The organism is Pseudomonas sp. W5-01 (assembly GCF_046540435.1).
GTDB lineage: Bacteria > Pseudomonadota > Gammaproteobacteria > Pseudomonadales > Pseudomonadaceae > Aquipseudomonas > Aquipseudomonas graminis_B.
In genome coordinates, this window is sequence record NZ_JAXCIP010000011.1 from 40,141 (window position 1) to 63,547 (window position 23,407).

General features: G+C 61.9%; 21 protein-coding genes. 4 read left to right on the plus strand and 17 right to left on the minus strand.

Annotated features, from left to right (window positions below):
* Positions 1–124: 124 nt before the first annotated feature.
* Entirely contained in the window at positions 125–2,086 is a 1,962-nt protein-coding gene (locus SLW75_RS25535) for a glucan biosynthesis protein (RefSeq protein ID WP_410935769.1), read from the plus strand.
* Complete coding sequence (gene mdoH / locus SLW75_RS25540) at positions 2,079–4,676, plus strand: glucans biosynthesis glucosyltransferase MdoH (RefSeq protein WP_065986668.1); 2,598 nt, start codon at positions 2,079–2,081, stop codon at positions 4,674–4,676. Before SLW75_RS25535 ends, mdoH begins: the two co-directional genes overlap by 8 nt.
* A 192-nt stretch (positions 4,677–4,868) precedes the next feature.
* Here mdoH and SLW75_RS25545 read toward each other — a convergent pair whose 3' ends face one another.
* The 11 genes from SLW75_RS25545 to ubiE all read right to left on the minus strand — a co-directional run bounded on the left by SLW75_RS25545 (position 4,869) and on the right by ubiE (position 15,391).
* Positions 4,869–6,812 carry a methyl-accepting chemotaxis protein gene (locus SLW75_RS25545; RefSeq protein WP_410935770.1) on the minus strand — a complete coding sequence of 648 codons (1,944 nt, stop codon included), beginning with the start codon at positions 6,810–6,812 and terminating at the stop codon, positions 4,869–4,871.
* A 182-nt stretch (positions 6,813–6,994) separates the two neighbouring features.
* Positions 6,995–8,911 carry a methyl-accepting chemotaxis protein gene (locus SLW75_RS25550; RefSeq protein ID WP_410935771.1) on the minus strand — a complete coding sequence of 639 codons (1,917 nt, stop codon included), beginning with the start codon at positions 8,909–8,911 and terminating at the stop codon, positions 6,995–6,997.
* Positions 8,912–9,195: 284 nt separating this feature from the next.
* On the minus strand, positions 9,196–9,903 hold the full coding sequence (locus tag SLW75_RS25555) for a 16S rRNA (uracil(1498)-N(3))-methyltransferase (RefSeq protein ID WP_192130892.1): 708 nt from the start codon (positions 9,901–9,903) through the stop codon (positions 9,196–9,198).
* A complete protein-coding gene (tatC, locus tag SLW75_RS25560; RefSeq protein ID WP_065986665.1) occupies positions 9,900–10,694 on the minus strand; it encodes a twin-arginine translocase subunit TatC in 795 nt (264 codons plus the stop codon). The genes SLW75_RS25555 and tatC overlap by 4 nt, the downstream gene beginning before the upstream one ends.
* Positions 10,691–11,260, minus strand: coding sequence for a Sec-independent protein translocase protein TatB (gene tatB, locus SLW75_RS25565; protein ID WP_410928139.1), 570 nt, complete (start codon positions 11,258–11,260; stop codon positions 10,691–10,693). The genes tatC and tatB overlap by 4 nt, the downstream gene beginning before the upstream one ends.
* Positions 11,261–11,270: 10 nt before the next feature.
* Positions 11,271–11,555: a twin-arginine translocase TatA/TatE family subunit gene (locus SLW75_RS25570; protein WP_065986662.1), complete on the minus strand. Its 285-nt coding sequence runs from the start codon at positions 11,553–11,555 to the stop codon at positions 11,271–11,273.
* Positions 11,556–11,597: 42 nt separating this feature from the next.
* A complete protein-coding gene (locus tag SLW75_RS25575; protein WP_065986654.1) occupies positions 11,598–11,930 on the minus strand; it encodes a phosphoribosyl-ATP diphosphatase in 333 nt (110 codons plus the stop codon).
* Between the two features lie 2 nt (positions 11,931–11,932).
* Complete coding sequence (gene hisI / locus SLW75_RS25580) at positions 11,933–12,325, minus strand: phosphoribosyl-AMP cyclohydrolase (protein WP_065986652.1); 393 nt, start codon at positions 12,323–12,325, stop codon at positions 11,933–11,935.
* Between the two features lie 56 nt (positions 12,326–12,381).
* Complete coding sequence (ubiB, locus tag SLW75_RS25585) at positions 12,382–14,001, minus strand: ubiquinone biosynthesis regulatory protein kinase UbiB (protein ID WP_410935772.1); 1,620 nt, start codon at positions 13,999–14,001, stop codon at positions 12,382–12,384.
* On the minus strand, positions 13,998–14,621 hold the full coding sequence (locus tag SLW75_RS25590) for an SCP2 domain-containing protein (protein ID WP_410935773.1): 624 nt from the start codon (positions 14,619–14,621) through the stop codon (positions 13,998–14,000). Before SLW75_RS25590 ends, ubiB begins: the two co-directional genes overlap by 4 nt.
* Complete coding sequence (gene ubiE / locus SLW75_RS25595; protein ID WP_065986646.1) at positions 14,621–15,391, minus strand: bifunctional demethylmenaquinone methyltransferase/2-methoxy-6-polyprenyl-1,4-benzoquinol methylase UbiE; 771 nt, start codon at positions 15,389–15,391, stop codon at positions 14,621–14,623. Before ubiE ends, SLW75_RS25590 begins: the two co-directional genes overlap by 1 nt.
* 141 nt (positions 15,392–15,532) lie before the next feature.
* Between ubiE and SLW75_RS25600 the strand changes: the two genes are divergently transcribed.
* Entirely contained in the window at positions 15,533–15,811 is a 279-nt protein-coding gene (locus SLW75_RS25600) for a polyhydroxyalkanoic acid system family protein (RefSeq protein WP_065986644.1), read from the plus strand.
* A gap of 15 nt (positions 15,812–15,826) precedes the next feature.
* Here SLW75_RS25600 and SLW75_RS25605 read toward each other — a convergent pair whose 3' ends face one another.
* The 5 genes from SLW75_RS25605 to argS all read right to left on the minus strand — a co-directional run bounded on the left by SLW75_RS25605 (position 15,827) and on the right by argS (position 20,982).
* Positions 15,827–16,204, minus strand: coding sequence for a gamma-butyrobetaine hydroxylase-like domain-containing protein (locus SLW75_RS25605; RefSeq protein ID WP_192130901.1), 378 nt, complete (start codon positions 16,202–16,204; stop codon positions 15,827–15,829).
* Positions 16,205–16,331: 127 nt separating this feature from the next.
* A complete protein-coding gene (gene hslU / locus SLW75_RS25610; protein ID WP_065986640.1) occupies positions 16,332–17,669 on the minus strand; it encodes an HslU--HslV peptidase ATPase subunit in 1,338 nt (445 codons plus the stop codon).
* Between the two features lie 69 nt (positions 17,670–17,738).
* On the minus strand, positions 17,739–18,269 hold the full coding sequence (gene hslV / locus SLW75_RS25615; protein ID WP_065986638.1) for an ATP-dependent protease subunit HslV: 531 nt from the start codon (positions 18,267–18,269) through the stop codon (positions 17,739–17,741).
* Between the two features lie 276 nt (positions 18,270–18,545).
* Positions 18,546–19,235, minus strand: a complete 690-nt coding sequence (locus SLW75_RS25620; RefSeq protein WP_065986637.1) for an SPOR domain-containing protein — start codon at positions 19,233–19,235, stop codon at positions 18,546–18,548.
* A 1-nt stretch (position 19,236) separates the two neighbouring features.
* A complete protein-coding gene (gene argS / locus SLW75_RS25625; RefSeq protein WP_296310018.1) occupies positions 19,237–20,982 on the minus strand; it encodes an arginine--tRNA ligase in 1,746 nt (581 codons plus the stop codon).
* Between argS and SLW75_RS25630 the strand changes: the two genes are divergently transcribed.
* Positions 20,981–21,109 (plus strand): hypothetical protein, encoded by a 129-nt coding sequence (locus tag SLW75_RS25630; protein WP_274605108.1) that lies wholly within the window; start codon positions 20,981–20,983, stop codon positions 21,107–21,109. The genes argS and SLW75_RS25630 overlap by 2 nt on opposite strands.
* On the opposite strand, the gene SLW75_RS25635 is transcribed toward SLW75_RS25630, so the two are convergent.
* Complete coding sequence (locus SLW75_RS25635; RefSeq protein ID WP_410935774.1) at positions 21,103–23,322, minus strand: primosomal protein N'; 2,220 nt, start codon at positions 23,320–23,322, stop codon at positions 21,103–21,105. The two genes, SLW75_RS25630 and SLW75_RS25635, sit on opposite strands and share 7 nt — an antisense overlap.
* Positions 23,323–23,407 lie beyond the last annotated feature (85 nt).

Genomic DNA, 23,407 nt, shown 5'->3' on the forward strand with positions numbered 1-23,407 from the left:
CGCAGACTGGTCCGGCACCGCTTGGGGAATCATTGGCCCCTTTTGGAGTCGGAACAGTGCTCGCCAACCCGGCATTTGATAGCTGGCCGTTGGTTTCTTCATCTGTTTTCGGCGAGGGTTGCTCGTGATTGTTAGTCCATGTAATGCACCAAAGAACCCGGGCGGGCGCTTGCGCAGCGCGCTGCTGGCAGGGTCGGCTTTGTTTTGTCTGTTCGGCGCCAGTCAGCTCTGGGCGTTCGATCTAGACGACGTGGCGACAAAGGCCAAAGATCTGGCCGGACAGAAATTCACCGCGCCGAAGAGCAATCTTCCGGCCGAATTCCGCGACATGAAGTTCGCGGACTATCAAAAGATCCGCTTCCTGCAAGACAAAGCCGAATGGGCGAATGACAAGACCCCGTTCAAGGTGTCGTTCTACCACCAGGGCATGCACTTCGACACCCCGGTCAAAATCAACGAAGTCACCGCCAACTCCGTCAACGAGATCAAGTACGACCCGACTCGTTTCGATTTCGGTGACGTGAAGTTCGATCCCAAGTCGACCGAGAACCTGGGCTACGCCGGTTTCCGCGTCACCTACCCGATCAACAAAGACGACAAGCAAGACGAAATCATGACCATGCTGGGCGCGAGCTACTTCCGCGTCATCGGTAAAGGTCAGGTTTACGGCTTGTCTGCGCGCGGGATGGCGATCGACACGGCCATGCCATCAGGTGAGGAATTCCCTCGCTTCACCGAATTCTGGATCGAGAAGCCAAGCCCGGATGACAACCATCTGGTCATCTTCGCCTTGCTCGACTCCCCTCGCGCCACCGGCGCTTACAAGCTGACCCTGCGTCCGGGCACCAACACACTGGTTGATGTCCAGTCGCGCATGTACTTGCGTGACAAGGTCGGCAAATTGGGCGTTGCGCCGCTGACCAGCATGTACCTGTTCGGCGCCAATCAGCCGTCGAAAGTCCTGAATTACCGTCGCGAGCTGCACGACTCCAGCGGTCTGTCGATCCAGGCAGCCAATGGCGAGTGGATCTGGCGCCCGCTGAACAACCCTAAACACCTCTCGGTCAGCAGCTTCTCCGTAGAGAACCCGCGCGGCTTCGGTCTGCTGCAACGTGGCCGCAACTTCAGCCATTACGAAGATCTGGATGACCGCTACGACAAACGTCCAAGCGCCTGGATCGAGCCGAAGGGCGATTGGGGCAAGGGCACCGTTGACCTGGTCGAGATCCCTACTGCTGACGAAACCAACGACAACATCGTTGCGTTCTGGAAGCCGGAAACCCAGCCAGAGCCGGGTCAGTCGATTGACTTCAACTACCGTCTGCACTGGACCATGGATGAGGATGCCATTCACTCGCCAGATCTGGGCTGGGTCAAGCAGACCCTGCGCTCGACGGGTGACGTGAAGCAGTCGAACCTGATTCGTCAACCGGACGGCAGCGTTGCCTACCTCGTGGATTTCGTTGGCCCGACCCTCGCCAAGCTGGGCGAAGATCCGTCGATCCGCAGTCAGGTCATCACCGATGACAACACCGATCTGGTCGAGAACAACCTGCGCTACAACCCGGTGACCAAAGGCTGGCGTCTGACGCTTCGCCTGAAGGTCAAGGATCCGGGCAAGGCGGTTGAGATGCGTGCTTACCTGCTGCGCGAAACCCCTGCCGAGCCGGGCAAGGAGCCAGCGGTCATCACTGCCGACAAGTCGGACAAGAAGCCGGCCGCCAAGGCTGCTGTTGCTGCGGCGCCAGTGGTTGCTGCACCGAAGGACGAGAAAGCTGAACTCGTTAAGACCGATGCCTTGAAGGCCGGCGATGCGAAAGACGCGAAAGACATGAAGGACGCTAAAGGCCCTAAAGCCGACAGCAAAGATGCCGCCAAGTCGGCCGAAGCTACCAAGGTAGCCGAAGCCAAGTCGGATGAGGCGTCCAAGCCTGAAGCCGCACTGGGCGACGCTGCCAAGGCCAACAAAGGCATGAAAGAGACCCCGCAGCCAGCGGTAGAGGCTGCATCCACCCAACAGGGGCCGGCCATGATTCAACAAATCCTGACCGAAACCTGGAGCTACCAGTTGCCAGCCGATGAGTAATTCACACGCGGTGCCAGAGCCTTTGAATGAGTCTCTCAGCGAGTACCTGGCGCATCTGCCGATGACCGACGCGCAGCGGGCAGAACTTGCCAGCTGCACCTCGTTCGCTGAGCTGCACGAACGCCTTTCGGCGCAAACCGTCGCTGACCCTGCCGAGGCCTCCCAGGCCTCGGTGGGTCGTCGCCTGACCCTGACGACCGCTGATGAGCTGCACGAAGCCGAGATGCTGAGTGTCGACGCCAGTGGCCGCGTTGTCCTGAAAGCCACGCCGCCGATTCGTCGGACCAAAGTTGTGCCGGAGCCATGGCGGACCAACATCCTGCACCGCGGCTGGCGTCGACTGACCGGCAAGAGCAATCCGCCTCCGCCCAAGGACGATCTGCCACGCGATCTGCCGAAGGCGCGCTGGCGTACCGTCGGTTCAATCCGTCGCTACATTCTGTTGATCCTCATGCTGGGCCAGACCATCGTCGCCGGCTTCTACATGAAGGGCATCCTGCCGTATCAGGGCTGGTCACTGGTTTCATTCGACGAAATCAGTCATCAAACCCTGTGGCAGACCGCTGTTCAGGTCATGCCGTATGCGCTGCAGACCAGCATCCTTCTGTTGTTCGGGATTCTGTTCTGCTGGGTGTCGGCCGGTTTCTGGACCGCGCTGATGGGCTTCCTCGAACTGCTCACTGGCCACGACAAGTACCGTATTTCCGGTGCAAGCGCGGGCAATGAGCCGATCGAAGCGGGCGCGCGCACTGCACTCGTGATGCCGATCTGCAACGAAGACGTGCCTCGCGTATTCGCCGGTCTGCGGGCGACGTTCGAATCGGTCAAAGCCACAGGCGATCTGGACCGCTTTGACTTCTTCATTCTCAGCGACTCCAACGAAACCGACATTTGTGTGGCCGAGCAACAAGCCTGGCTGGACGTGTGCCGTGAAACCGGTGGTTTCGGCAAGATCTTCTATCGTCGTCGCCGCCGTCGCGTTAAGCGCAAGAGCGGTAACCTAGATGACTTCTGCCGTCGCTGGGGCGGTGAATACCGCTACATGGTCGTGCTTGACGCTGACTCGGTCATGAGCGGCGAATGCCTTACCAGCCTCGTGCGTTTGATGGAAGCGACGCCGGACGCCGGTATCATCCAGACCGCGCCGCGTGCCTCGGGCATGGACACGCTGTATGCACGCATGCAGCAGTTCGCGACCCGGGTGTACGGCCCGTTGTTCACCGCCGGCCTGCACTTCTGGCAGTTGGGTGAATCCCACTACTGGGGTCATAACGCGATCATCCGCATGAAACCGTTCATCGAGCACTGCGCCCTCGCGCCGCTGCCGGGGAAGGGTGCTTTTGCCGGCGCTATTCTGTCCCACGACTTCGTCGAAGCTGCGCTCATGCGCCGTGCGGGCTGGGGCGTGTGGATTGCCTACGACCTGCCGGGCAGTTACGAAGAGCTGCCGCCGAACCTGCTGGATGAGCTCAAGCGTGACCGTCGCTGGTGCCACGGTAACCTGATGAACTTCCGCCTGTTCCTGGTGAAAGGCATGCACCCGGTGCACCGTGCGGTGTTCCTGACCGGCGTGATGTCCTATCTGTCGGCTCCGTTATGGTTCTTCTTCCTGGTGCTGTCGACCGCGCTGCTGGCGGTGAACACGCTGATGGAACCGACGTACTTCATGGAACCGCGCCAGCTGTATCCGTTGTGGCCACAGTGGCACCCGGAAAAAGCCGTTGCGTTGTTCTCCACGACCGTCGTGCTGTTGTTCCTGCCGAAACTGCTCAGCGTGATCCTGATCTGGGCCAAGGGCGCAACCGGTTTTGGTGGCCGCATCAAGGTCACCCTGTCGATGCTGCTGGAAATGCTGTTTTCCATGCTGCTGGCGCCGGTGCGCATGATCTTCCACACCCGCTTCGTACTGGCCGCGTTCCTGGGCTGGGCTGCGACGTGGAACTCGCCGCAGCGTGATGATGACTCGACGCCGTGGAGCGAAGCGGTCAAACGTCACGGGCCGCAGACGCTGCTGGGCTTCTGCTGGGCGCTGCTGGTGGCCTGGCTGAACCCGAGCTTCCTGTGGTGGCTGGTGCCGATCGTGGGTTCGTTGATGCTGTCTATCCCGGTGTCGGTGATTTCCAGCCGCACGAATCTGGGCCTGAAAGCGCGCGACACCAAGCTGTTCCTGATCCCGGAAGAGCACACGCCGCCGCAAGAGCTGGTGTCCACTGACAAGTACACCCACGAGAACCGTTGGCATGCGCTGAACGACGGCTTTGTTCGCGCCGTGGTCGATCCACAGCAGAACGCCTTGGCCTGCGCGCTGGCGACTTCTCGCCATCGCGAGGCCGAGCCGATCGAGTGGATGCGTGTCGAGCGTGTGCGTCACGCGATCAAGGGTGGCCCTGAGCTGCTGAACAACCACGAACGCCTGCAATTGCTCAGTGATCCGGTTGCGCTGGCTCGGTTGCACGAACTGGTCTGGAGCGAAGGCAATTCCGCTTGGCTCAATGCCTGGCGCGCGTCGGTGGAAGCCGATCCCCATGCGCCGCTGCTGCCTTTGCAGCCAGCGACCCATGTGAATGACGCGACCCTCGTCAACGCCTGATTCATACGCTGAATAAAACGCCGCCGAAGAGTGATCTTCGGCGGCGTTTTTGTTTGGGCCGGGCCCTTGTGTAGTAGGACCGGCTTTAGCCGGGAAGAGGCCTGCGCGTATGCTATTAATTCTGCGATGTGAATGCACACGCCTTCCCGGCTAAGGCCGGTCCTACAACTCGACGTCGCAGCCGGTTTCGCTTTAACTCACCCGAAACTTCCCGACCATCTCCTGCAGCTGCACACCCAGCCGCGCCAGTTCGATGCTCGACGCGGCCGTCTCCTCGCTGGACGCTGCGGTTTGCTCGGACACATCCCGAACGTTCAGCACACTGCGGTTGATCTGCTCCGCCACGCTGCTCTGTTCCTCGCCCGCCGCGGCGATCTGCTGGTTCATCGTCTGAATCGTCGACACCGTCCGTGTGATGTGTCCCAACGCGCTGCCGGCCTGGCGACTCAACTCCACGCTGCTGTCGGTGAGGGTTCGGCTGGCATCGAGGGTCATCACCACTTGCTGGGTGCCGCTTTGCAGCGCTGCGATAAGCACTTCGATTTCCTCGGTGGATTCCTGGGTGCGCTGGGCCAGGCCTCGAACCTCATCGGCAACGACCGCAAAACCGCGTCCCGCTTCCCCTGCCCGGGCGGCTTCGATCGCGGCGTTCAAGGCCAGCAGATTGGTCTGCTGCGACACTGACTTGATGACGTCGAGGACACCGCCGATCTTGTCGCTTTCCAGCTTCAGCTTGCCCATGGCTTCGGTGGAATTATTCACCTCCAGCGCCAGGCGCTCGATCTGCGCGATGGCGTCGTTGACCACCTTGTCGCCGTCCCGCGCCTGCTGATCAGCGTGCCGCGCCGCCTCGCTGGCTTCTTCGGCATTGCGGGCCACTTCCATCACGGTCGAGGTCATCTGGTTCATCGCCGTCGCGACGCAGTCCGTTTCGTCTTTCTGGCTGTTGACGCCCACGCTGGTCTGCGCCGTGACAGCGGACAGTTGCTCGGCCGCGCTGGCGATCTGGGTCACGCCGTCGCTGATGCCACTGATGAGCTTGCGCAGGCTCAGGGTCATCTCCTGCATGCTGCGCTGAAGCATGCCCATCTCGTCGCGGCGGCCGAGCTCCAGGTCCTGACTGAGATCACCGTTGGCGATGCGCGCCGCCGCACTCAAGGTCAGCCGTAGCGGCGCGATGATCTGCTGGGTGATCAGCCACGCCGCGAGCAGGCCAAGGAGCATCGCCAGCCCGGCCACGCCACTGAGCGTCTGCCGCGACTGAGTGGCTTCGGCATCACGCCGCTGGCCTTGCAGCGCAGTGATCTCGCCGGTCGAGGTGAGCAGGCTCTCGCTCAGCGCCTCCATGGACTCCTGGGCCGCTTCAACCTTGACCTGCAGGTCTTTGAACTGGCCCATGTGCTCGCGGTACTTGAGCAGTGTCTTACGCGCCGTGAGCAATTCACTGACGTTGCCATCGGCTTGATCGCTGGCGATCTGCTCGACCTCCTTCAGCGCTTCTTCGATGGCGGTAATGGCGGCAATTTCATAGGACTCTTTACCGCTGAACACGTACGCCTGAACTTCGTAACGGGCGTTCTGCACTTGCTCGCGCAATTGCTGGATGTTGGTGAACTCACCGAGGCGCTCGCTGCTGTCCTGCTCTTGGCTGACGGCTTTCAAGACCTCGCTTTCCACCTGGCCGATGGACTTGATCGCCTCGTCCGAGAGAACCGCCAGCTGCGCACGCGAGTCGGCTCGCGCACTCAACAGCGTGGTCAGATCGGCAAAGGTGGCTTCGAGCGCCCTGACCGTGTCGCTTTGGCTGTTGAGCAGCTTGAGGATGTCGGCGGGAGGAGCATCGTCGCGCAGCACCACCAGATGCGCTTCGATTTCATTGATGCGGGCAACGACGCGCGAGGCGCTGTCAGCAGTGTTTTCGACCCGAAAGACGATGCGCTCGGCGCGCAGGTCCTTGGTCATCGCGTTGAGCTGAGCGATGGAGGTCAGTGACTCCGAGCGCTCGATCATCGTGTCGAGCCCATGCCACCCGGTCAGGGTAATGGCCAGGGTCAGAAGCAGAACCAGGCCAAAGCCCAGCGAGAGTTTGAGTTTGACGCTGGTGTTGGCCAGCGCCCGGTTGATGCGTTGCAACATGATGCGTCTCCTGCGGATGGGCGATAAACGCGCATCGGCAGGGGAGGCGGAGGCGTGACCTGATCAGGTCGTAGGAGATTTCCGAGGGGCGGGAAGGGGTGACGCGTGTCACAGATTCCGCCCCTATTGGAGGCTTTGCCGGCAGGCCGGTGGCTGATGCGGGTGCGAACCGGGCAAGCGGATCAGATCCGGAAGCGACTCACCAGCCCTTGCAGATGGCTGCCCAGTCGCGCCAGCTCGACGCTCGACGCTGCGGTTTCCTCGCTGGCGGCGGAGGTCTGTTCCGACACATCGCGTACGTTGAGCACGCTGCGGTTGATCTCTTCGGCCGTAGCGCTTTGCTCCTCGGCGGCCGCGGCGATCTGCTGGTTCATGGATTGAATCGCAGACACGGTCCGGGTGATGTTTTCCAGTGAAGTGCCAGCGCGGCGGGTCAGTTCGACGCTGCTGACCGTCAGTTCGCGGCTGTTGTCCATGATTGTCGCGACTTGTCGGGTGCCGTTCTGCAAGCCGGAAATCAGCTCTTCGATCTCTTCCGTGGACTTTTGCGTGCGTTGCGCGAGGCTGCGCACTTCGTCTGCGACCACAGCGAATCCGCGACCGGCCTCACCCGCCCGGGCGGCCTCGATGGCCGCGTTCAGGGCAAGGAGGTTGGTTTGTTGCGCAACGGACTTGATCACGTCGAGGACGCTGCCGATCTTGTCGCTCTCGCGCTTGAGTTCGGCCATCGCCTCGGTGGAGTGACCGACCTCGGTCGCGAGGAGCTCGATCTGCGCGATGGCCTCGTTGACGACCTTGTCGCCCTCACGCGCCTGGAGGTCAGCGGCTACGGCGGCCTCGGACGCTTCTTCGGCGTTACGCGCCACTTCCTGCACCGTGGCGGTCATCTCGTGCATCGCCGTCGCTACCTGATCGGTCTCGACCTTCTGGCTGTTGACCCCGGCACTGGTCTGCTCAGTGACCGCCGACAGCTCTTCGGCAGCGCTGGCGATCTGGGTCACGCCTTCGCCGATGCCGCCGATCAATTGGCGCAGCTCCACCGTCATGCGCTGGATGCTGCCCTGCAACTGGCCAAGCTCGTCGCGCCGGTCGACGCTCAAGTTGTGGGTCAGATCACCGGACGCCACGCGCTCGACTGCAACAAGCGTCTGCCCCAGCGGCACCGTGATTTGGCGGGTGATGACCCAGGCGGCGAAAACACCAAGGATCAGGGCCACTATCGTGGCAATGCCAAGGGTCGATTGGGCCTGACGGGTGTCTGCCTCGCGTTTGGCGTTTTGCGAAATGTTGAGTTGTTCGCTGGCGTCCAGCAGCTGTTGCCCCAGCTCGGTCATCTTGGCGAGGGACTGAACGCTGACCAGTTGCGCTTCACGGTATTGGCCGACAGCGTCGCGATAGCCTTTGAGCGCCAGGTTGGCCTTTTGCAGCTGCGGGATGTACTGGGAGGAAACGTCGCCGGCCAGCGTGTTGACCCCGACGATGGCTTCGTCGATGGCGGCGGTGGCGTTCTTTTCGAAATCCGGTTTGCCACTGAAGGTGTAACCGCGCACCTGGAAGCGTGCCTGCTGGATCTGTTTGCTGACATCCACCGCGCTGTTGAATTGCAGGATGTTGTCGTGCTGCAGCAACGCCTGTTCGATCTTGTTGACGGTATCGACAGCGGCGTCGGCGGACGCGCCCAAGTTGGTTCGGCTGGCTTCGCGGGTCTGGATCGCTTTGGTCATGTCGCCAAAGGCACGGCGGTATTCGCTGGCGGCCTGAGCCTGAGCGTCCATCAGTTTGAGATCGCCGATGCCTTTGACCATGCTCTGGCCGGTTTTCAGGTCAGCGTCGAGCTTGTCCAGCGCGGTCATGACCGCCGTCGCGGCTTCAGCGGTGTATTGAGCTTCATACACCATGCCTGCCGTGCGCAGATCCATCGTCCGCTCACTGATCTGCGAGATCATCCCCAGCTTGTCGCCACGCTCGATCACCGCCTTCACGCTGGACCAGCCCGTCGCCGTGATAAGTAGCGTCAGCAACAGCACAAGGCCGAAACCGACACCCAGTTTGAGACGGACGCTCATATTTCCAAGGCGTTGGGTAAACCAGCGAGACATGATGATTCCTGCGAATTTTTTTATAGACGCTTGTGCATCGGCTGTCGCGCGGCAAACTGAAGTGCTTGATGAGGACGGGAGGTAGCTCGGGGGGGGCAAGGACATTGCCCGCCGTTCTGACACCGCGCGGCGGAGCAGCAGACATGGGCCGTGTGTGGGACTGAGCGTGCTCAGGACGAGGCCGGGACAGTCAGTAACGTTCTCGGGTGACTGAAACTGAGCCTTCGCGAGCAAGCTCGCTCCCACAGGTTCTATGTCTGTGGGGGAATCGGTGTCGCCATGTTCTAGAACAATCGGGCGAGTAGCGCGGTCACGGCGGTTTCAACGCGCAGGATCCGCGCACCCAACTGGACTGGATTCAGCCCCGAGGCCTGCAGCAAATCAACTTCGTAGGGAATCCAGCCGCCTTCGGGGCCGATGGCCAGGGTGACGGGCTGCTCGACCGCGCGTGGGCAGGCGGGGAAATCACCCGGATGGCCGACCAATCCAAGCGTCCCTTCAACCACAGCGGGAAGGCGGTCCTCAACGAACGGCTTGAAGCGCTTCTCGATGACGATCTCAGGCAGCACGCTGTCCCGGGCCTGCTCCAGTCCGAGAATCAACTGCTCGTGAATGGCAGCCGGCTCCAGAAAGGGCGTCTGCCAGAAGCTTTTTTCGACGCGGTAACTGTTGACCAGGATGACTCGGGGGACACCCATCGTCGCCACGGTCTGAAACACCCGACGCAGCATTTTCGGGCGCGGCAGGGCGAGGATCAGCGTCAGGGGGAGTTTGGCCGGCGGGGCGTGCTCGAAGCTCACCGAAAGCTCGGCTTCACGAGTTTCCAGACGCAGCAATTGCGCACTGCCCAGCAAGCCGTTCACTCGACCGACCCGCAGGCTGTCGCCGACTTCGCTGCGATGCACTTCCTGCATGTGCTTGAGGCGCCGATCACGCAGCACGACCCGATCCGCCGCGATGAAGTCGGCGTCCTCAAGCAACAGCAGGTTCACGGCTGGGTCGCTGGCGGTTGGCTCTGTTCGTCTTCGGCTTTCTCGTCGTCTTCATGATCGCCGCGCTTGGTGATCATCGAACTGCACAGCACGCCGATTTCAAACAGCAGCCACATCGGCACAGCCAGAAGGGTCTGGGAAAAGATGTCCGGCGGGGTGAGGATCATGCCGACCACGAAGCAGCCAATCACCACGTACGGGCGAATCTTCTTCAGGTATTTGACGTCGACGATGCCGATCCACACCAGCAGTACAACCGCCACCGGAATCTCGAACGCGACCCCGAATGCCAGGAACAGCGTCATCACGAAGTCCAGGTAACTGGCGATGTCCGTCATCATCGACACGCCTTCCGGCGTGACGCTGGCGAAGAAGTGGAAGATCAGCGGGAAGACCAGGAAGTAGGCAAACGCCATCCCGGCGTAGAACAGGATGATGCTGGAGATCAGCAGCGGCACTGCCACGCGCTTTTCGTGCTTGTACAAACCTGGCGCAATGAAGCCCCAGATCTGATACAGAATCACCGGCATCGCCAGAAACAGCGCCACCATCATCGTCAGCTTGAACGGCGTGATGAACGGCGAGGCCACATCGGTCGCGATCATCGTGGCGCCGTCAGGCAGAAACTTGCGCAGCGGGGCTGAAACGAAGGTGTAGATCTTCTGGGTGAAGTAGAACAGCGCGCCGAAGATCACGAAGATCGCCAGCACGCAGCGCAGCAGGCGAGAGCGCAGTTCTGTCAGGTGCGAGACCAGCGGCATTTGCTGGTCGTTTTCCGGGATTTCGCTCATGGGGCTCGTGGTGGCAGTGACGAATCGTTGGCAGAAGGCGCACTTTGCACCGCGGTCGCATGGGTGATGACCGGCGCAGGTGCGGGTGCAGAATCCGGCCCGACAGGCGAAGGTGCAGGCGCAGCAGGCTCGACATGAACGGGCGGCGGCGTAACCGACGCGCTTTCCGCCGGAGCGGCCGGGCCAATGTCGGCGCTCTGGGCCGGTGAGGCCGCACCCATGACCGGCGCTGTAGAGGCCGGAGCCGGTGGAATCGGCGTCTCGGCAGCGGGTTCAGCCGGTGCCGGTGTCGCGGGGGCTACAGGCGCTGCAGGCGGTTGCTGTGGCTGCATGATCTTGCGAGCTTCCTCTTCCAGCGAAAGGATATGCTCGTTGTGCAGCTGACGCCGAATCTCGTCAGCGCCGATTTCGCGCTCAACTTCCTGTTTGATCGCATTGAAGCTGCGTTTCAGGCGGCCGATCCAGAGCCCGGCCGTCCGTGCTGCGCCCGGCAGACGCTCGGGCCCCAGGACCAGCAGGGCAACGAGGCCGACCAGCAGCAGTTCAGAAAAGCTGATACCAAACATGCGTCACGACCTAGTCTTTGCGGAGGGGGTCTTCGACTCGTTGCGCCTGAGCGTCGATGGTGTGCGGCTGGTGCAGCGGCTGAGTCGGAGGGACAGGCTGCGCGGTTGGCTGTGGCTGAACCGGCGGCTGCACGGTTGGCTCTTCCGGATGTTTGTCGTCGTCATTCATGGCCTTGCGAAAGCCCTTGATCGACTCACCCACGTCAGTCCCCAGGTTCTTGAGTTTCTTGGTGCCGAAGACCAGCACGACAACCACAAGAATGACGATCCAGTGTTTCCAGTCAAAAATGCCCATAACGCGTTCCTCACAAGAAATTTCGGGCCGCAGCCCCTGTGTTTATTCCGCCGAGCGAGATGCTTTCTCGGCGTGGCCGGACAGGCCGAAACGGCGGTCCAGCTCATCGAGCACGGCTTGCGGGTGTTGGCCCAACTGGGCAAGCATCACCATGCTGTGGAACCACAAGTCGGCGGTTTCGTAGACGACATCACTGCAGTCACCGCTGATGGCAGCGTCCTTGGCAGCGATTATGGTTTCGACCGACTCTTCGCCGACCTTCTCCAGAATCTTGTTCAGTCCCTTGTGATACAGGCTGGCGACGTATGACGAGTCGGCAGCCGCGCCCTTGCGTGATTCGAGCACCTCGGCAAGGCGTGACAAGGTATCAGTCATGTTCAGTGTCCTGCTTGGTAAATGGCTTCCGGGTCTTTGAGTACCGGGTCCACGGTCTTCCAGCCGGCATCATCGTAGACGCGGTAGAAGCAGCTCTCGCGGCCGGTATGGCAAGCGATGCCGCCGATTTGCTCGACCATCAGGATAATGACGTCGGCATCGCAGTCCAGACGCAGCTCATGAAGCTTCTGCACGTGGCCCGATTCTTCGCCCTTTCGCCACAACTTGCCACGCGAACGTGACCAATAGATAGCGCGCTGTTCGCTGGCAGTCAGGCTCAAGGCTTCACGGTTCATCCACGCCATCATCAGCACGCGACCGGTCTTGTGGTCCTGTGCGATGGCGGGCACCAGGCCGTCCTTGTCCCACTTAATCTCGTCCAGCCAGTCTTTCATCATCGGCTCCGGCCGTTCCAGGGGAGGGTTAGTGTGCCAGCGGCTTGCCCCGATGGCTATCGGCGAACGACCAGATAGACGCCTGCCGCCAGCATCAGCAAGGCAGGCCAGGCACTCAGGGTGTTCAGCGCTGCGCCGGTCTGGGTATGGGTGATTGCCAGCAGCACGCCGCCGGCCAGCAGGCCCGCGCCGAGCAGCCGAAGGGCCCAATGATCGCCATCGCGCCGGTAGGGCGGGGGCGGATCGTGGCGATGGGGCTGCGACAGGCGCTCGAGCAAATCCCGGGTCATGTTGGCCAGATGCGGAATCTGTTCAACCTGGGACTGCAGGTTGCCCAGCAGGATTTTCGGGCTGACGCGCTCGCGCATCCAGCGTTCGAGGAACGGCTGCGCAGTCGCCCAGAGATCCAGCTCCGGGTACAGCTGACGGCCGAGGCCTTCGATATTGAGGAGCGTCTTTTGCAGCAGCACCAGTTGCGGCTGCACTTCCATGTTGAAGCGGCGAGCGGTCTGGAACAGGCGCATCAGTACCTGGCCAAAGGAAATGTCTTTCAGGGGCTTCTCGAATATCGGTTCGCACACCGTACGGATGGCCGCTTCGAATTCATTCAGCTTGGTCTCGGCCGGCACCCAGCCCGAATCGATGTGCAGCTGAGCCACACGGCGGTAATCGCGCTTGAAGAAGGCAAACAGGTTGCGCGCCAGGTAGTCCTGATCCTCAGGGGTCAGACTGCCCACAATTCCGCAGTCGATGGCGATGTACTGGGGATCCCACGGCGTGACCGTGCTGACGAAAATATTGCCGGGGTGCATGTCAGCGTGGAAAAAGCTGTCACGAAAAACCTGGGTGAAGAACAGCTCGACGCCGCGCTCCGCCAGCTTCTTCATGTCGGTGCGCTGATCGGCGAGGGTCGCCAGATCGGTCACTTGCACGCCGTAAATGCGCTCCATGACCAACACCTTCGGCCGGCACCAGTCCCAGTAGACCTGCGGCACGTAGAGCATGGGCGAGCCCTCGAAGTTGCGGCGCAGCTGGCTGGAGTTGGCCGCCTCGCGCAGCAGGTCGAGCTCGTCGTAGATGGTTTTTTCGTAATCGGCGACCACGTCCACCGGGTGCAGCAGGCGGGCGTCTGCGGAAACCCGCTCGGCAATCTTTGCCAGAATGAACAGCCACGCAAGATCGGAACCGATGATCGGCTTCAAGCCTGGCCGTACGACCTTTACCACCACTTCCTCGCCAGTCTTCAGGCGCGCGGCGTGGACTTGAGCGACAGAAGCAGAGGCGAGCGGGGCCACATCGAAACGGCTGAACACTTCGCTGATCTTCGCGCCCAGCTGCGACTCGATCAGCGCCACGGCTTTGGCGGAGTCGAACGGCGGCACGCGGTCCTGCAGCATCATCAGCTCGTCGGCCACGTCTTCAGGCAGCAGATCCCGCCGGGTGGACAGCAACTGCCCGAACTTGATGAAAATCGGCCCCAGGTCCTGCAACGCCAGTCGCAGACGGGCACCACGGCTCAGTTCGTTCTTGCGCCGCGGCAACCAGCGCCATGGCAGCACGAAGCGCACAGCCAGCAGCCACCACGGCAAGGGCAGGGCGAACAACAGGTCATCGAGGCGGTAACGGATTACGACACGCTGGATGCGAAACAGGCGGCGGACGGCAAGCAGGCTCATGCGTTATCGCTGGATGTGAGGGAGTGGGCCAGACGCTCGAAGCGGGCTTCGAGGCGTTCCAGGTCTTGTTTGGTCTGATCCAGTTCGGCGAAGCGGGCTTCGGCCTCGCGTTTGCCGACCAGCGTGCGGGATTCTTCGGCCAGGTATTCGGCCAGGTTGTGGCTGAGGCTGGCCGCGCTGTCGCGGGTCCAGCGCGCGCTGTTGCGCAGGTGCCCGCCGATCAGGGGCGCCGCGACAGGGCCGAGCCAGCGTTGCAGCTCGTACTCCCAATCGAGGTCCAGGTCCTGCAGCACGCCCACCAGCTCAAGCAGCACGGCGCTTTCGCCCTCCAGCTCGACTTCCGGGCTGTGCAGCACGGCATTTTTGTCTTTGCTCATCGCCAGGCGCATCAGGCTCGCAGCGGGCGCCCGCAGAGCCACATCAGCACCGCCTTCCCAGTTCGCCGCCAGCATCAGGCCGTCGTCGCTGGGCAGCACGTGCAGATGAAACGTCGGGCTGGTGCACTCGATCGCGATGACCTTGCCGCTCAGCCGGTCAAGGCGCGGCAAGGCGGTGCTGTCCATGCGCAGCACGCGGTTGATGCCGTGTTCGGTACTGGCGAGCAAGCCGTTGATCAGCATCAGGGTTTGATGCCCCGGTGCAGCGCGACGATGCCGGAGGTCATGTTGTGGTAGGTCACGCGGTCGAAACCGGCCTGGACCATCATTGACTTCAGGGTTTCCTGATCAGGGTGCATGCGGATCGACTCTGCCAGATAGCGGTAGCTTTCCGAATCGTTGGTGATCAGCTTGCCGGCCAGCGGCATGAAAGCGAACGAGTAGGCGTCGTAGATCTTGGACATGACTTTGCTGGTGGGCTTGGAGAATTCCAGCACCAGCAAACGACCACCCGGCTTGAGCACGCGCAGCATGGAGCGGATGGCGTCTTCCTTGTGCGTCACGTTGCGCAGGCCGAAGGCGATGGTCACGCAGTCGAAGTGGTTGTCAGGGAACGGCAGCTTTTCAGCGTCGGCCTGGACGAACTTGATGTTGCCGGCCACCCCGCGATCCAGCAGGCGGTCACGACCGACCTTGAGCATCGATGCATTGATGTCAGCCAGTACGACCTCACCGGTCGGGCCGACAAGATGGGAGAACTTCTTCGCCAGATCACCGGTGCCGCCTGCGATGTCGAGCACGCGGTTGCCGCTGCGAACGCCGGACAGTTCGATGGTGAAGCGCTTCCAGAGGCGATGCATGCCGCCGGACAGTACGTCGTTCATCAGGTCATATTTGGCCGCGACGGAGTGAAATACCTCGGCGACTTTCTCGGCCTTCTGGCTTTCCGGTACGTTTTTGTAACCGAAGTGGGTGATGGGTTCGGCATCGCTGCCTTTGCGCGGATCATTCATATCGCTGTCACCGGAATAAAGTGGCGCCATTCTAATCGTCGGGGCTGGCTTTGTCTTGACAAGGCGCACGGCCAACAGTTTCTTCGCTTCGGGCCGCTGGTATAGTGCGTCGACGATTTAAGCCGAAGCAGGAGCCCGTCAGTGGCCAGAATTACCGTGGAACGCCAGCACACGCTGGGAAAGGAAAAGGCCCGCGAGAAGGCTGAGATCATGCTGCAGAAACTGTCCGACAAGTACGGCATCGAGCACGAGTGGACAGGCGACACCGTGGCCCTGGAAGGCAAGGGCGCCAAGGGCACTGTCGCGGTCGAAGATGAATGGGTGCGGGTGAACATCGATCTCAACTTCTTCCTCTCCGCCATGAGCGGTTCGATTCAGTCGGAAGTTGAACGGCAGCTGGACAAGGTGCTGACCGCCTGACGTCTGGAACGACGGCTAGAGCATCAGCTTGATGACTTGCTCGGAAGGGTCGCGGGATTTGCCGGCGGCCTTGAGCTCGGCCAGGTACTCCTCCCACAGTTGCGCCTGGCGTTGCGCCAGTTGCTCCAGGTATTCCCAAGTAAACAAACCGCTGTCATGACCGTCGTCAAAGGTCAGCTTCAGCGCGTACTGGCCGGCGGGTTCCACTTTGGTAAGCCCGACGCCCAGCTTGCCGAACTGCAAAATCGGGTTCCCATGGCCCTGCACCTCCGCCGAAGGCGAGTGCACACGCAGAAATTCCGCCGGCAGGCGGTATTCCTCGTCCGGCCCGTATTTCAGGCTGAGGACTTTCGATGCTTTGTGCAGCTGGACAGCGGTGGGCATGCGGGTCATAGAGGTAATCTCAGCTACAAGCTACAAGCTACAAGCTACAAGCTACAAGCTACAAGCTCCAAGCGAAGCAGATTCGTGCAGCCAGTGAAATCCGCTTGCCGCTTGAAGCTAACCGCTTGCAGCTGCTTTAAAGGATATAGCGCGACAGATCTTCGTCTTCCGCCAGCTCACCCAAGTGGCTGTTCACGTACTCAGCGTCGATCTGAATCGTCCCGCCATCCTGCGCACCCGCCAGATCACCGGCACTGAAAGAAACCTCTTCCAGCAACCGCTCAAGCAGCGTATGCAAGCGACGCGCACCGATGTTCTCGGTCTTCTCGTTGACCTGCCAGGCGATCTCGGCCAGACGCTTGATGCCATCCGGCAGGAACGCAATGTTCAGGCCTTCGGTCTTCAACAGCTCGCGGTATTGCTCGGTCAGCGAGGCATGGGGTTCGGTCAGGATGCGTTCGAAATCCTGCGGGCTCAGCGCTTTGAGCTCGACGCGAATCGGCAGACGACCCTGCAGTTCAGGCACCAGATCGCTCGGCTTGCTCAGGTGGAACGCGCCGGACGCGATGAACAGGATGTGATCGGTCTTGACCATGCCCAGCTTGGTGTTGACGGTGCAGCCTTCGATCAGCGGCAGCAGGTCGCGCTGAACGCCTTCGCGTGACACATCGGCGCCGCCGACATTGCCGCGTTTGGCCACTTTGTCGATCTCGTCGATGAACACAATGCCGTGCTGCTCGACCGCTTCCAGCGCTTGCACTTTCAGCTCTTCGTCGTTGACCAGACGGCCCGCTTCTTCATCGCGAACCATCTTCATCGCGTCTTTGACTTTCAGCTTGCGGCTTTTCTTCTTGCCCTTGCCCATGTTGGCAAACAGGCTCTGCAGCTGGTTGGTCATCTCTTCCATGCCCGGCGGCGCGGAAATATCGACGCCGCCCATTTCCGCGACCTCGATCTCGATTTCCTTGTCGTCCAGCTGACCTTCGCGCAGGCGCTTGCGAAACAGCTGACGGGTGTTGGAATCACTGCCCGATGTCGCGTCTTCGTTGAAGCCCGCGCGCGCCGGTGGCAGCAGGGCGTCGAGAATGCGCTCTTCGGCGGCGTCTTCAGCGCGGTGGCGGACCTTGGTGATCTCCTGTTCACGCAGCAGCTTCATCGCCGCGTCGGCCAGATCACGGATGATCGACTCGACATCGCGACCCACGTAGCCGACTTCGGTGAACTTGGTCGCTTCGACTTTGATGAAAGGCGCGTTGGCGAGCTTGGCCAGACGACGGGCGATCTCGGTTTTACCGACGCCGGTCGGGCCGATCATCAGAATGTTCTTGGGGGTGACTTCGACGCGCAGCTCTTCAGGCAGCTGCATCCGGCGCCAGCGGTTACGCAGGGCGATGGCGACGGCGCGCTTGGCATCGTCCTGGCCGATGATATGGCGATTGAGTTCGTGGACGATTTCACGGGGAGTCATGGACATGGTTTTCAACGGTCCTCGGCAGAGTGCAAGTCGGGCAGGCCGCGATGAATGGCGGCCATTACCTCAGGCTTACTCGGCGAGGTCCTGCTCCTCAATGGTGATGTTGTGGTTAGTGAAGACGCAGATGTCGCCGGCAATGTGCAAGGCGGTTTCGGCGATTTCACGGGCAGAGAGTTCGGTCTTCAGCAGCAGCGCGCGGGCCGCGGCCTGGGCAAAGGCACCGCCGGAGCCCATGGCGATCAGGCCATCTTCGGGCTCAACCACGTCGCCGTTACCGGTAATGATCAGCGAGGCGTCTTTGTTGGCAACGGCCAGCATGGCTTCAAGGCGACTCAGGGAACGGTCGGTACGCCATTCTTTCGCCAGCTCTACGGCGGCGCGAATGAGGTGACCCTGGTGCTTTTCCAGTTGGGCTTCGAAGCGCTCGAACAGGGTGAAGGCGTCAGCGGTGGCGCCTGCGAAACCGGCGATGACCTGGCCGTGGTAAAGGCGCCGGACTTTCTTGGCGTTGCCTTTCATGACGGTATTGCCCAGGGAAACCTGGCCGTCACCGGCCATGACGACTTTGCCTTGGCGGCGCACTGAAACGATGGTGGTCAAGGGGAGAGTCTCCACGCTGCGGGGCGAAAATGCCCTGATGGAAACTCATATGGGGGTGGGGGCGGGTATTTCAACCGTTGAGTGGGTTGAGGGATGAATGGCGTTGCGTCAGGTTGCTTCAAGTTTGTGTAGGAGTGAGCTTGCTCGCGATTGCGGTGAATCAGGCACCCATTATGTTGGATGTGCCAATGTCATCGCGAGCAAGCTCACTCCTACAACTGATCGTGCCCGCGTGGAGCGGGACCGATCGTTGGTCCTGCGGTGGGCGACAGTGCCCTAGCGAGCCTGGCGCTGTTGCAGGAGCAGGTTGCTGAAGCCGCCGCCCGCCAGTTGCTTCTGCGCGATGGTCAGCTGTTCGCGGTTGCTGAACGGGCCGACCAGCACGCGGTACCAGGTTTCATCCTTCACCGTCCCCGACTCCACGGTCGAGGTTTGCCCCAGCAGAATAATCTGCGCGCGCACTTTTTCGGCGTCGGCCTGTTTGCGGAACGAGCCCGCTTGCAGGAAGAACGTCGTCACGGCCGCCGGCTTGGCCACCGGAGGCGCTGGCGGTGGCGTCAGACCGCTGAGTGCCGCCTGGGCACGAGCCGTGTCGATCTTCGCGGCCACTTCAGGCGTAACCGGCGTGCTTGGCGCAACGACCGGTGGCGTCTTCTCTGGCACCGCTTCATTCGGCACGATGACTTCCGACTCAGGCAACAGCGTGTAGAAGTCGTACTTCGGCTTCACGGGCGCGGTCGGGCTGGGCGGCGTCTTGTTCGCTTCGGCGATCTTCGCGGCCTTGGCTTCAGCCTTGACGCGCTTGATATCGTCGCCACTGCCGGGTTCGAGCTTCATCAGAAAAACAACGAAAGCGCCGACGGTCAGGCCGATCGCCATCCACACCCAACCCGGAATCGGCGTCTTTGCGGGTGCCTGATACCGGCTGGCGCCGCGCTTGGGAGCAGGTTTCTTTTTAACGGCCAACTTACATACGCTCCAGAGTGTCCAGACCCAGCAACTGCAGGCCTTGCTTGAGGGTGCGACCGGTCAGGGCGGCGAGGCGCAGACGGCTTTGCTGTTGCTCAGGGCTTTCTGCCGCCAGGATCGGGCAGTTCTCGTAGAAACTGGAGAACAGACCGGCGAGGTCGTACACATAGGCGCAGAGCACATGGGGCGTGCCCTTGTCGGCGACAGTGTTGACGGTCTCGCCGAACTGCGCCAGACGCGCGGCCAGGTCTTGCTCCTGAGGTGCGTCCAGGATGATTTGGCCTTGGCTCGCGTCGAAGGTTTCGCCCTTTTCTTCGAGCTTGCGGAATACGCCGGCCACACGGGTGTAGGCGTACAGCAGGTAAGGCGCGGTGTTGCCTTCGAAGCTGAGCATCTGGTCGAAGTTGAAGCTGTAGTCGCTGGCGCGATGCTTGGACAAGTCCGCGTATTTCACCGCGCTGATGCCCACGGCCTTGGCGATCGAGCGCAACTCGTCTTCGGCGACGTCCGGGTTTTTCTCTTTCACCAGCGTGTAGGCGCGTTCTTCGGCTTCGTCGAGCAGGTCGACCAGCTTGACCGTGCCGCCGTCGCGGGTCTTGAACGGACGGCCATCGGCGCCGTTCATGGTGCCGAAGCCCATGTGCTCCATCTGCATGCCGTTGGTGACGAAGCCTGCGCGGCGCGCCACTTCGAAGACCTGCTGGAAGTGCAGGGCCTGACGCTGATCGACGAAATACAGCGCGCGATCGGCTTTCAGCACGTTGCTGCGGTAGCGAATGGCGGCGAGGTCGGTGGTGGCATACAGATAACCGCCACCGGCCTTTTGCACGATCACCGGCAGCGGCGTGCCTTCAGCGGTTTTGAATTCTTCAAGAAACACGCACTGCGCGCCGTTGCTCTCAACCAGCAGGCCGGCTTTCTTCAGGTCGGCGACGACATTGGCGAGGTCGTCGTTATAGGCGCTTTCGCCCATGACGTCCTTCGGCGTGAGTTTGACGTTCAGACGTTCGTACACTTCCTGGCAGTGAGACAGGGAGATGTCTTTGAAGCGCGTCCACAGGCTCAGGCACTCGGCGTCGCCTGCTTGGAGCTTGACCACCAGCCCCCGAGCGCGCTCGGCGAATTCTTCCGACTCGTCAAAACGGCCCTTTGCAGCGCGGTAGAAGTTTTCGAGGTCAGCCAGCTCGTCGCTGGTCGCCGGGGTTTCCTGGAGATAGGCCAGCAGCATGCCGAACTGGGTGCCCCAGTCGCCCACGTGGTTCTGACGGATCACGGTGTCGCCAAGGAACTCAAGGACGCTGGCCACGCCGTCGCCAATGATGGTCGAGCGCAAGTGGCCGACGTGCATCTCTTTGGCCAGGTTCGGCGCGGACAGGTCGACCACAACGCGTTGAGCAGGGCCGTTCTTGCGCACGGACAGGGTCGCGTCGGCCAGCGCTTCGTCGAGGCGCGAGGCCAAGGCCTGGGTGTTCTGGAAAAAATTGAGGAAGCCGGGGCCGGCGATGTCGACCTGGGTGATCTGCTCGTCGGCGGGCAGCGCGGCGACGATTTTCTCGGCCAGATCGCGAGGTTTCAAGCCGGCAGGCTTGGCCAGCATCATGGCGATATTGCTGGCGAAGTCGCCGTTTTTCTTGTCCTTGGCGTTCTCCACCTGAATCGCCGGCGTCAGCCCTTCCGGCAAGACGCCATCGGTGACGAGTTGGCTCAGAGCTTGTTGAATCAGCTGGCGGATGGTGTCTTTCATGGTGCTCTCTTTCGACCGCAAGCGCGGCCGCGCCTGGATGCGCGGGTGGAAAAACTGGGCATTATCCGTGGCCGGAGCCGCCTTGCCAACCGCGCTGGATGCGCGGTCAATCGATGCGAATCAATAAAGGTCCACCGGGTCCACGTCCAGCGACCATCTGACCTGGCGCCCGCTCGGCATGTTTTCCAGCGTCAGCAGCCAGGTCGCGAGCAGCTTGTGCAGTGGCGCGCGGGCGTTGGCCTGGACCAGCAACTGAGCGCGATAGCGTCCGGCGCGTCGTTCCATCGGTGCCGGAACCGGACCCAGCAGCTCGATGCCGCCCAGCGCCATGTCCTTCAATAACCGCTCGGCTTCGGTGCAGGCTTCGTCAAGAAACCCTTCGGCCTGACCCGGCTTGTGCGCTTCTGCGCGCAACAGCGCCAGGTGTGAAAACGGCGGCAGCCCGGCGGCGCGACGTTCGCTCAGCGCCTGCTCGGCAAAGGCGAAATAACCCTGCTCGGTGAGTTGAATCAATAAAGGATGGTCGGCCAGGTGAGTCTGGATGATCACCTTGCCCGGCTCTTCGGCGCGCCCGGCCCTGCCTGCGACCTGCACAATCAATTGCGCCATGCGCTCGCTGGCGCGGAAGTCACCGGAGAACAGCCCGCCATCGGCGTCGAGAATCGACACCAGCGTCACACGCGGGAAGTGATGCCCTTTGGCGAGCATCTGGGTGCCCACCAGAATGCACGGCTGGCCTTTCTGGATGGTCGCGAACAGCTGATTCATCGCGTCCTTGCGCGAAGTGCTGTCGCGATCGACGCGCAGGACCGGATAGTCGGGGAACAGAATCGCCAGCCGCTCCTCGGCACGTTCGGTCCCTGCACCCACCGGGCGCAGATCAACCTTGCCGCATGCCGGGCAATTGCGTGGGACGCGCTCGACATGGCCGCAGTGGTGACACCGCAGCTCACCCGAGCGCTGGTGAACAGTCATGCGCGCGTCGCAACGGGGGCATTCCGACAACCAGCCGCAGTCGTGACACAGCAGAGTAGGGGCAAACCCGCGGCGATTGAGGAACACCAGCACTTGCTGGCCCGCCGCCAGGGTCTGGGCGATGGCTTGCTGCATGGGGCCCGAGATGCCGCTGTCGAGGGGACGACTTTTCACATCCAGCCGCAGGAAGCGAGGTTGCTGCGCACCGCCTGCGCGCTGATTCAGGCGCAGGAGCGCGTACCGACCGGTGTGGGCGTTGTGCAGGCTTTCGAGCGAAGGCGTCGCCGAGCCGAGCACAATCGGGATGTCCTCCTGATGCGCCCTCACCAGCGCCAGGTCCCGGGCGTGATAGCGCAGGCCTTCCTGCTGTTTATAGGAGCCGTCGTGCTCCTCGTCGATGATGATCAGCCCGGGGTTTTTCATGGGGGTGAACAGCGCCGAACGGGTGCCGATGATGATGTCGGCTTCGCCATCGCGTGCTGCCAGCCAGGCGTCCAGCCGATCGCGATCGTTGACCGCCGAATGCAGCAGCGCGATGCGCGCGTTGAAACGCTGCTCGAAGCGCGCGAGGGTCTGCGGGCCAAGGTTGATCTCCGGAATCAGCACCAGCGCCTGCTTGCCCGCTTCCAGCGTCTCGCGGATGAGCTGCAGATAAACCTCGGTCTTGCCACTGCCGGTGACCCCCGCCAGCAGTGAGGCGTGAAAGATGCCGAACCCCGAACGGATGGCCTCATAGGCCGCCCGTTGCTCGGTGTTGAGCGGCAGTTCCGGCTGCGCCAGCCAGTGCTCGTGCCGCTCGACCGGGCCATGACCGCGCACCTCGACGGTCACCAGTCCTTTGGCGAGCAGCAAGTTCAGGCTGTCCCGGTTGAGCATCAACTTGCTCAGCAACTGATGAGCCACGCCGTGGGGATGCTGGGCCAGGGTGCGCAGCGCTTCCTTTTGTTTCGGCGCCCGGGCGATGCGCGGGTCATCGACACTGGCGTCCGGGGCTGCGTGCCAGAACCGCTCCTGCCGCGCTTCCGCAGGTTCCCCCTGGCGCAGCAACACCGGCAACGCCCAGCTGAACGTGTCGCCCAGGCTGTGCTGGTAATACTGGGCCGTCCACAGGCACAGCTTGAATAATGCAGGCGGCAGCGGCGCTTCGGCATCCAGCACGGCAATGGCCGGCTTGAGCTTGTCGGCCGGCACGTCGCTGTAATCGACGACTTCCACCAGCACGCCGATCATTTCCCGACGGCCGAACGGCACGCGCAGGCGCATCCCTGGCTGCAAGGTACTGCGCGCCACACCTGCGGGGGCAAGGTAGTCGAACAGGCGACGCAGCGGCGAGGGCAGGGCGAGGCGCAAGATGGCGTCGGGCACGCGGGGGATATCCTGTTACGGAGTATGACGAAGGGCGCGATCTTAGCAGACGACCGGCGTGAACGTTCCCTTGCGTGATTGGCGT